Raw genomic sequence first — 8,963 nt, forward strand, 5'->3', positions numbered from 1 at the left:
GCATGCGGTCGATGCGGCTGCGCAGCATCTGGGCAAGCACCGGGCCGGCCCCTTCCGTGCCGATGGCAATGGCGACCGGCGCGCGGTTGACCAGCGCTGGGGTGAAGAAATCGCACAGCTCCGGCCGGTCGACGGCATTGACCGGAATGCCCATCCGGCGCGCATCTTCGGCAACCCGGCGGTCGAGCGCCTCATTGCCGCTGGCGGCAAACGCCATGACCGCGCCTTCGAGATGCGCGGCATCGTAGGCGGCAGCAATGTGGATGGCACCATTCGCGGCGATGAAGGCCAGCAACTCGGCCTCGGCGGCATCGGCTATGATGCGCAGCACGGCGCTCGACTGGCCGATCAGCCGCGCCTTGGCCAGAGCCTCCTCGCCGCCGCCGACAATGGCCACGGCTTCGCCCTCGACCCGCATGAATACGGGAAAGGCGTTGAGCTTGGCGGTGGCCTGCGGCATGGCGAGCGGAATCCCGAATACGCTGGCAGTTCTACGCGCGGGCGCGAAAAAGCAGAAGGAACGCACTCGCGCATCGCTTCGTGCGAAGCAATCGCTTTTCCGCAAGCACCAAAGGCAGGAGAAAAAAATTCCACAGCCACGAGTGGAGCGGATCCAAGCCGCTGTTGCGAGCCTTGATCTATGGCGGTTCTAGCGACAAGCGAGGTATATTACAAAACACTTTTTTCTAAATTCTACGAATCTAGTAGACTAAAGCTGCGATGCGCTGAACACCGGAACATTCCTGCGTCGGGGCGCGTTTGCCCTGCGAATCGAGCCTGGCTGTTCAGCCGCGGCAATGGCTCCAGAGACGGGCCTAGAAAACCATGAAAAACAGAAAAAAGGAGCGCTCCGTGAATAACCTCAAGCTGAAACGCGGACTGTGGATCGTAGTGGCCGACGGCGAGAAGGCGCTGTTCCTCGAGAACCGTGGCGACACCCAATATCCCGACCTTCAGGTCGTGCAGGAAATGGAACAGGCAAATCCGGCGACGCGAGAGCAAGGTTCGGACCGCCCCGGCCGCTACAGCGACGGCCCTTCCGTCCACCGCAGCGCAGTCGAGGACACCAACTGGCATCGTCTCGGCAAGGAGCATTTCGCCGACGAAATTGCCGAGCGGCTGTACAAGCTCGCGCATCGCGGCGCCTTCAAGGAGATGGTGCTAATCGCACCGCCGCAGGTGCTGGGCGACATGCGTCGAAAACTGCACAAGGAAGTCGCCGAGAAAATCACAGTGGAAATTTCGAAGACGCTGACCAACCACACCATCGTCGACATCGAAAACCTGCTGCAAGCGGCCTGATCGCGGGCATCGGGCGCGCATGCCCCTTCCTTTTTGCAGCAATCCCCTTCTTTTTTCGAGCAACCATTGCCAGCCCGAGGCGGCTCGCCTTCTGTCATCCCTGTCGTCGATTTCATGGCATTTGCGGGTTGCCTCGACCATCCGAGCCGCCATATTGCAAAAGCGGCTGCTTCGGGCGGTGCATATCCGACATCGTGATTTTTGAAAGGCGCTCCATAGACCATGCCGCATGACACGCCCCTTATCGCCACCATTGTCGCCGGTTTGGGGCTGGCTTTCGTCTTCGGCGCAATTGCCAATCGCTTCCGCATCCCGCCGCTGGTCGGTTACCTCATCGCTGGCGTGCTGGTCGGGCCTAACACGCCGGGCTTCGTCGCCGATGCCGGCCTCGCCAATGAACTGGCCGAAATCGGCGTGATCCTGTTGATGTTCGGCGTCGGCCTGCATTTCTCGCTGAAGGATTTGTTGTCGGTCCGCGCCATCGCCGTGCCTGGCGCCATCGTGCAGATCGGCTTCGCGACAGCGCTCGGCGCCGCTCTTGCCTGGATGCTCGGCTGGTCGATGGGCGCGGGGCTGGTCTTCGGGCTGGCGCTTTCCGTCGCCTCGACCGTGGTGCTGTTGCGTGCCTTGCAGGAGCGGCGGCTGATCGAGACGGAGCGCGGCCGCATCGCCGTCGGCTGGCTGATCGTCGAGGATCTGGCCATGGTGCTGGCGCTGGTGCTTTTGCCGGCGTTGGCTGGCGTGCTGGGCGGCCAGCAGCAAGGGGAGACCCATAGCAGCCTGCTGTCGCTGCCGGCCAGCTACGGCATCTGGAGCGTCGTCGGCATCACGCTGGCCAAGGTCGCCGCCTTTGTCGTCGTCATGCTGGTGGTGGGCCGCCGTGTCATCCCCTGGATCCTGCACTACGTCGCCCATACCGGTTCGCGTGAATTGTTCCGGCTGGCGGTGCTGGCCATCGCGCTCGGCGTCGCCTTCGGCGCCGCCAAGCTATTCGGCGTCTCGCTGGCGCTGGGCGCTTTCTTCGCCGGCATGATCATGAGCGAATCCGCGCTCAGCCATCGAGCCGCCGAGGAATCGCTGCCGCTGCGCGACGCCTTTTCCGTGCTATTCTTCGTTTCGGTCGGCATGCTGTTCGACCCGTTCAGCCTGATCAGCAATGGCTGGCCGATCCTGGCGACACTGGCCATCATCGTCATCGGCAAATCGCTGGCGGCATTCGCTATCGTCGTCGCCTTCCGCTATCCGATCGCGACCGCGTTGATGATTTCGGCAAGCCTTGCCCAGATCGGCGAATTCTCGTTCATTCTGGCCGAGCTCGGCGTGGGGCTGAAGCTGCTGCCCGAACAAGGACGCGACCTCATCCTCGCCGGTGCTATCCTGTCGATCGTCCTCAACCCGCTGATGTTCCTTGCCGTCGACTGGATGAAACCCTGGCTGGAAAGGCGCGCCGGCAAGACGGCTTCGCTCGACGAGGCAAAGCCGATCGGCCCTGCGACGGAGCCAGGCCAGCTGGCTTCGGTTGCGGCACCCGTGAAAGAGGACGGCCCGCCGCCCAGGACAGCGCTTACCGGCCATTCCATCCTGGTCGGCTATGGCCGCGTCGGCAGTCTCGTCGGCGCGTCATTGAAGAAGGCCGCCCTGCCCTTCCTCGTCATCGAGGATGCCGACAAGACGCTGGCGAAGCTCAGGGACGACGGCATCGAAACCGTGTCCGGCAACGCCGCGAATAGCGAGGTGTTCGCTGCTTCCAATCCCGAGGGCGCGAAGCGGCTGATCCTCGCCATCCCCAACGCCTTCGAGGCGGGACAGATCGTGCTCGCCCGCGCCGCCAACCCGAAGATCAACGTCATAGCCCGCGCCCATTCCGATGCCGAGGTCGAGCATCTCAAGGGGCTCGGAGCCGACACGGTCATCATGGGTGAGCGCGAGATCGCGCGTGGGATTGTGGAAGAGGTGATGGAAGGCAAGACAGAGGCGGCCGAAGAGCCGAAAGCACCGATTACTTAGGTTTCGATCGCCGGCGTTCGCTTACACATGCTGGCCGCCATTGATGTGGATTTCGGAGCCCGTCACATAGGAAGCCTGCTGCGAGCACAGGAAAAAGATGATGTCGGCGACTTCCGCTGTGGTCCCCAGCCGCCGCAGCGGGATCGTCTCGACGATCTTTTCCGTGCCCGGCGACAGGATCGCCGTATCGATCTCGCCGGGTGCGATGGCGTTGACGCGGATGCCGTGCGGGCCGAAATCGTGCGCCATTTCCCGCGTCAGTGAGCCGAGCGCGGCTTTCGACGTCGCATAGGCGGTGCCGGCGAAGGGATGCACGCGGGTACCGGCGATCGAGGTGACATTGACGATCGAGCCTTTGGCCGACGCCAATTCCCTAAATAATCCCCGCGCCAGCATGATCGGCGCGAAGAAATTGACCTGGAACACGTCGCGCCAGACATGCATCGGCGTGTCGATCGAATTCATGCGGCTGTTGCCGTCCTTGAGCTTCGGCGAGATGCCGGCATTGTTGACCAGCGCATGAAGCTGGCCGCCATGCGCCTCCAGCCGATGGCGGATTTCCGAGATAGCGATGCCGACATCCTCCTGGTCGGCGAGATCGACCTTGATATGGTCTTCCGGACCGGCCGGCCACGGGCAGTCGTCGGCAAAGGCCTGGCGCGAGCAGGTGATGACGCGCCAGCCTTCGCGCGAAAAGCGCTTAACCGTGGCATGGCCGATGCCGCGGCTGGCGCCGGTCAGCACGATTGTCTTTCTGGTGTCGGTTTCGGCCATTCGCGATCTCTTTAGGGCGACGTGCGTCCCTTTGGGCGCACAAAGTACGCTCTAGCACTTTTAACCCGGAGATGTAGCGGAACACGGCAGCGATGACGAGGGGTCAGCCGCCGGTGAGGATGTCGAAGATCGAGGTCTGCCGCTTCTTGACCGGGCCGCCGACATCGCCGGGCGGCACCGGGCGCTTGATCGATGCGGTGGTGCCGCCACCGCCCGGCACGCCGAAGCCTGCGGCATCGACCGTTTCGGCGGGACGCACGGCGCGAGGCGGCGACGCTTTTTGGGCGGACGGCGCGGATTGGCCAACCGAAGCGGACGGCACCGGGGCCGGTTGCGCCGCGTTGGACGGTATTTCGTCCTGCACGATCGTATCCGCGGGCGTCGACCTCCATGTTCCAGGCAGCGGCCGCACCGGCACGCCTTCATGCGCGGCGACCATGAATTCATGCCAGGCCTGCGCCGGCAGCGCGCCGCCGGTGACCTTCTTCATCGGACCGCCATCGTCATTGCCGAACCAGACTCCGGTGGTGAGATTGGCGGTGTAGCCGATAAACCAGGCGTCGCGCGAATTCTGGCTGGTGCCGGTCTTGCCGGCGGCCGGCCAGGCAAAGGCCGCCTTCCTGGCAGTGCCGATTTCGACAGTGCCGGTCATCATAGAATTCATCATCCCGACGATCTCGGGCTTGATGACGCGCGGGGCGCCGCCGCCATTGTTGTCGTAGAGCACCTTGCCGCCGGCTGTCGTCACGCGGCGGATAAAATGGACGTCCGGGCGGTAGCCGCCATTGGCGAAGGGGACATAGGCCGACGTCAGTTCCAGCGGCGTCACTTCAGAGGTACCGAGCGCGATCGAGGTGTTGGCCGTGAGGTCGGACTGGATGCCCATGCGATGCGCCGCCTCGACCACCGCGTCAGGGCCGACTTCCATGGTTAACTGGGCAGCCACCGAGTTCAGCGACTTCGCCAGCGCCGTCGCCAGCGTCACCTTGCCGAAATACTTGCCGCCGTAATTGGTTGGCGTCCATTTGCCTATTCTGATCGGCGCGTCATTGCGCACGCTGTCTGGTGTGCGGCCGGCTTCCAGCGCCGCCATGTAAACGAAGGGCTTGAACGCCGAGCCCGGCTGGCGGCGCGCCTCCGAGGCGCGGTCGAACTGGCTGGTCGAATAATCATAGCCGCCGACCATGGCACGTACCGCCCCGGAATTGTCGATCGACACCAGCACACCCTGGCTGGCATTGAGCTTCTTGCCGCTCCCGTCGATCAGCCGGCGGATCGATTGTTCGGCGAGCTTTTGCAGCGTGAGGTCGACGGTAGTGTCGACGATGATGTCGCCCCGCACATCGCCGATCAGGTCGGGCAGTTCTTCCACGATGGTGTCAGCGACGTAGTTTTCCGAGCCCGTCCAGTAGGATGCCACCCGCGACGCCGGCGCGCTCATCGCCGTGGTCAGTTCCTTAGCGCTGATCTTGCCTTCGTCGCGCATGGCGGCGAGAACGAGCTGCGAGCGCTGCTCGGCCGCCTTGGGGTCACGCGCCGGAGACAGACGCGACGGCGCTTTCAACAGGCCAGCGAGGAGTGCCGCCTCAGGCAGCGTGACATCGCGTGCGCTCTTGCCGAAATAGCGGCGCGAGGCCGCTTCGACACCATAGGCGCCGGAGCCGAAATAGACCCGGTTGAGGTACATTTCGAGGATCTGGTCCTTGGTGTGCTTGTGCTCGAGCCACAGCGCCAGAAGCACTTCCTGCACCTTGCGTTCCAGCGTGCGATCAGGCGTCAGGAACAGGTTTTTCGCCAATTGCTGGGTCAGCGTCGAGCCGCCCTGCGAAAAACGCCCGCCGAGAACGTTGGCGACCATGGCTCTGGACAGACCGATCGGATCGATGCCCAAATGCGAATAGAAGCGGCGATCTTCGATGGCGATGACGGCCTCGGGAATATAGGCCGACATTTCATGCAGGCCGACAGCTTCGCCGCCGCTCATGCCGCGATTGGCGAGCAGTTTTCCTTCGACGGAGACGATCCTGATATTGGGCGCGCGGTCGGGAATGGCCCAGGTGGTGGCCGCCGGCATTTTCGCACCGTAATAGACGACGATGCCTGCGCTGGCGATGCCGCCCCAGATGGCCAGCACGAAGCACCAGTAGGCCAACCGGCCGAGCACGCCGAACAGGCCGCGCCGGCTTTTGCCACGTCCGCGACGCGACGATTTTGTCCGGGCCGGTTGGCGCTTTGCAGAGGTCTTGCGGTTGCTCGGCACGACGCGATCCTCCTCGCTCACAGAAAAACCGGCCGAGGATTTCGCCCGTGGCGGTCCCTCGAAGCTGGGTTCGATGCGGCTGTCTCTGCGGTTCGCCATGCGCTGTGCTGTATGTCCCGATGCCTATCGCATCGGCCCGAAAATCGCGATTTTCGGAAACACGATGCGAAGCTTCAAAGTCTGAGAGCGTACTTGTGCGTTCGAACGGACGCACATCGCTCCATGGCGTTCGAGTGAAGAGTAGATGCGGCGATTTAAGGGCGGGTTAAATGGTTCAAAGTTAGTTCAATGCGTTACGGGACGTCACCGCTGCGTTCCTTGCTTCTGGCGGTTTGCAACAATGGCGTCCCTCGCGAGACGGCCTTCTCGTATTTCAGCATCAACCGCTCAGCCACCGTCTCTTGCGTTCGATCGCTGCTCTAAACCGTTGAATCTGCGCATGACCTTGCTACCAAAGTCATTCACCTTGGTGGATCATGCGTTAGTCGATCGCATCACGAACGGAAAGCGCTGCCCAGGATGATTGCATCGTCTCGCCGACATGGCAGTAGCAGACAATTTCGTGGAGCTGATCGTCGGTCAGTTCGAAGAAACGCTTTGCTTCGCCATAAGTGTCGTCTTTCAGCCCGTCATCGCGCAGAATCGGATCCTCGAAGGCAACCGATATTGGCGAGCCTTCGCCACGCATGATTTCGCGCTCCGGCGACGAACGATATTCGGTCCCGATAAGCGCGGTAAGGAGTCGGCTGGGCTGCCGTTCTAGAAGTTTTGACCAACGTTCGAGACGCTGGGTTCGGTCCATTCTAGGAGGTGTTGGGTCTCTGTGTACCTTTGCCACCGCATGCAGTTGGTCCAGTGTTTGGTGCCTCATGGCAACCTCCTAATAGTAGGTGGGTTGGCCCCAAACTCCCTGTACCAAGATCATACCGCGGATGTGTCGATACGTCACTCTTATTCCGTATCCAGGTTGGCTTCTCTCCCGGTGCATCGAAGGATGGAGCGGCCTGCCTTGGCGCTCAATTTTTGACCCGATGGGGCAGGTCATCGGCACCTTTGCCGCGCCAACCCAACGCCGCTCAGTTCTGCTGGATCGAAATGCCTTTGTCGTCGATCTTGAGTTCCACGCCCTTCGGCCTGGTTTGCTCGCGATAGACATAGACGCCGAGCGCGATGACCACGACGACGAGCGCGCCGATGATAAGATAGAGCATGTTCTGCTTCATGGCGCGCCCTTGATGTGCTTCGAGGATCAGGCCTGCTTCACCAGTTTGATCAGCACGAGCAGGATCACCGCGCCGATCGTGGCGTGGATGATGGAGGCAAATATACCGCCGCCTATGGCGAACCCCATCCTTGGGAAGAGCCAGCCGGCTATTAAGGCACCAACGATGCCGACGACGATATTGCCGACCAGGCCGAGGCCGAAACCCTTGACGATCAGGCCGGCGAGCCAGCCGGCGATGGCACCGATGATGATGAAGACAAGCAGGCTCTCAGTACCCATTGCAGATCCCTCCCGAGCGAATGGTCGCGGAGCAGAGAGCTCCGAATCGACCTCCGATTGAACATGTCCAACCTATTGGAAAGGAGCCGGCGCCGCCAGCGGCGTCATACGTCGTCGCCATCCCCGGATGCAGGCCGCCAGCTAATCGGCTCGACCTTCCTTTGCGTATGACCGTCCGTATAGGCCCACCAGCCGGTGTCGTTCTCGTCCCAGTCGCCGCCGGCCGCTTTCAGCCGGTCGAGCGACCGGTACTGCGCGATGGATTCGTTCATCACCCCGTCGCTGTCCTTCCAGTAGACGGTGACCTTGGAGCCATCCTTGGGTGCTGTTTCGATTGGTTTTCTGGCAGCCATTTCATCCCTCCACGGACCGACAGAACGTCGCGGCGAACACCAGGTTCCGCCTTAGCTATGGGCGAAGATGTCTGCCTCATCCCAGCCCATCAGGTCGAGTTTCGCACGCGTCGGCAGGAAGCGGAAGCAGGCTTCGGCCTCCCTGGTCCGGTTGTCGCGCGCAAGCCGCGCTGTCAGCACATCGCGCAGCTGGTGCAGATAGAGCACGTCGGAGGCGGCGTATTCGAGTTGTTCGGGCGATAACGTCTCCGCCGCCCAATCCGATGACTGCTGCGCTTTCGACAGGCTGACGCCGAGAAGCTCAAAGCAGATGTCCTTCAGCCCGTGCCGGTCGGTATAGGTTCGGGTAAGCCGCGAGGCGATCTTGGTGCAGAACACCGGCTCCGGCATGACGCCGAAGGCGTTGTAGAGCACGGCGAGATCGAAACGGCCGAAATGGAACAGCTTGGTTATGCTACGGTTCTTGAGCAGGCTGACGAGGTTTGGCGCCTTCTTCTGGCCGGGCGCGATCTGGATGACGTCGGCGGAACCGTCGCCCGGCGAGATCTGCACCACGCAAAGCCGGTCGCGATGCGGATTGAGCCCCAGCGTCTCCGTGTCGATGGCGACCGCCCCGACGTCGTAGTGCAAGAGCCCCGGCAGGTCGTTCTTATGGAAGCGGATATCGCTCATCGTCTTCTCCGGTCGCGACTGGACGCGCGTCGCTCTAATGCATGTAGCGCAAAAGTGTGCAGCGGTTTTGCGATAACGACATGCATAAAAC

The 8,963-nt window shown here is 62.2% G+C and carries 10 protein-coding genes; 2 read left to right on the plus strand and 8 right to left on the minus strand.

Going from position 1 to position 8,963, the window contains the following annotated elements; genetic code table 11:
• Positions 1-460 (minus strand): NAD(P)-dependent oxidoreductase (locus EOA86_RS11330; RefSeq protein WP_281035648.1); only part of this gene is annotated, 460 nt, incomplete at its 3' end.
• A 392-nt stretch (positions 461-852) separates the two neighbouring features.
• Between EOA86_RS11330 and EOA86_RS11335 the strand changes: the two genes are divergently transcribed.
• Together EOA86_RS11335 and ybaL are read left to right on the plus strand one after the other, a co-directional pair.
• Complete coding sequence (locus EOA86_RS11335; protein WP_128341705.1) at positions 853-1,302, plus strand: host attachment family protein; 450 nt, start codon at positions 853-855, stop codon at positions 1,300-1,302.
• A 222-nt stretch (positions 1,303-1,524) separates the two neighbouring features.
• A complete protein-coding gene (gene ybaL, locus EOA86_RS11340) occupies positions 1,525-3,309 on the plus strand; it encodes a YbaL family putative K(+) efflux transporter (protein ID WP_128341707.1) in 1,785 nt (594 codons plus the stop codon).
• A gap of 21 nt (positions 3,310-3,330) precedes the next feature.
• Here ybaL and EOA86_RS11345 read toward each other — a convergent pair whose 3' ends face one another.
• The 7 genes from EOA86_RS11345 to EOA86_RS11375 all read right to left on the minus strand — a co-directional run bounded on the left by EOA86_RS11345 (position 3,331) and on the right by EOA86_RS11375 (position 8,872).
• On the minus strand, positions 3,331-4,083 hold the full coding sequence (locus tag EOA86_RS11345; protein WP_065010150.1) for an SDR family oxidoreductase: 753 nt from the start codon (positions 4,081-4,083) through the stop codon (positions 3,331-3,333).
• Positions 4,084-4,186: 103 nt separating this feature from the next.
• The gene (locus EOA86_RS11350) at positions 4,187-6,442 is read right to left on the minus strand and encodes a transglycosylase domain-containing protein (RefSeq protein WP_065010151.1); all 2,256 of its coding nucleotides are present in this window, start codon (positions 6,440-6,442) and stop codon (positions 4,187-4,189) included.
• Positions 6,443-6,824: 382 nt separating this feature from the next.
• On the minus strand, positions 6,825-7,214 hold the full coding sequence (locus EOA86_RS11355) for a hypothetical protein (RefSeq protein WP_128341709.1): 390 nt from the start codon (positions 7,212-7,214) through the stop codon (positions 6,825-6,827).
• A gap of 205 nt (positions 7,215-7,419) precedes the next feature.
• Positions 7,420-7,566, minus strand: coding sequence for a hypothetical protein (locus EOA86_RS11360; RefSeq protein WP_029348215.1), 147 nt, complete (start codon positions 7,564-7,566; stop codon positions 7,420-7,422).
• 26 nt (positions 7,567-7,592) lie between these two features.
• Complete coding sequence (locus EOA86_RS11365; protein WP_065010153.1) at positions 7,593-7,847, minus strand: GlsB/YeaQ/YmgE family stress response membrane protein; 255 nt, start codon at positions 7,845-7,847, stop codon at positions 7,593-7,595.
• 104 nt (positions 7,848-7,951) lie between these two features.
• Positions 7,952-8,200, minus strand: a complete 249-nt coding sequence (locus EOA86_RS11370) for a hypothetical protein (protein WP_029348218.1) — start codon at positions 8,198-8,200, stop codon at positions 7,952-7,954.
• A 51-nt stretch (positions 8,201-8,251) separates the two neighbouring features.
• The gene (locus EOA86_RS11375; protein ID WP_029348220.1) at positions 8,252-8,872 is read right to left on the minus strand and encodes a ribonuclease D; all 621 of its coding nucleotides are present in this window, start codon (positions 8,870-8,872) and stop codon (positions 8,252-8,254) included.
• Between the last annotated feature and the right edge of the window lie 91 nt (positions 8,873-8,963).

Origin of the sequence: Mesorhizobium sp. M5C.F.Ca.IN.020.32.2.1 (assembly GCF_004023105.1) — a bacterium.
Classification (GTDB): Bacteria; Pseudomonadota; Alphaproteobacteria; order Rhizobiales; family Rhizobiaceae; genus Mesorhizobium; species Mesorhizobium wenxiniae.

Bases quoted from the DNA above. Each gene is read 5' to 3' on its own strand.
- ybaL (WP_128341707.1), top strand. From the start codon at position 1,525: ATGCCGCATGACACGCCCCTTATCGCCACCATTGTCGCCGGTTTGGGG.
- EOA86_RS11345 (WP_065010150.1), bottom strand. From the start codon at position 4,083: ATGGCCGAAACCGACACCAGAAAGACAATCGTGCTGACCGGCGCCAGC.
- EOA86_RS11350 (WP_065010151.1), bottom strand. From the start codon at position 6,442: ATGGCGAACCGCAGAGACAGCCGCATCGAACCCAGCTTCGAGGGACCG.
- EOA86_RS11355 (WP_128341709.1), bottom strand. From the start codon at position 7,214: ATGAGGCACCAAACACTGGACCAACTGCATGCGGTGGCAAAGGTACAC.
- EOA86_RS11360 (WP_029348215.1), bottom strand. From the start codon at position 7,566: ATGAAGCAGAACATGCTCTATCTTATCATCGGCGCGCTCGTCGTCGTG.
- EOA86_RS11365 (WP_065010153.1), bottom strand. From the start codon at position 7,847: ATGGGTACTGAGAGCCTGCTTGTCTTCATCATCATCGGTGCCATCGCC.
- EOA86_RS11370 (WP_029348218.1), bottom strand. From the start codon at position 8,200: ATGGCTGCCAGAAAACCAATCGAAACAGCACCCAAGGATGGCTCCAAG.
- EOA86_RS11375 (WP_029348220.1), bottom strand. From the start codon at position 8,872: ATGAGCGATATCCGCTTCCATAAGAACGACCTGCCGGGGCTCTTGCAC.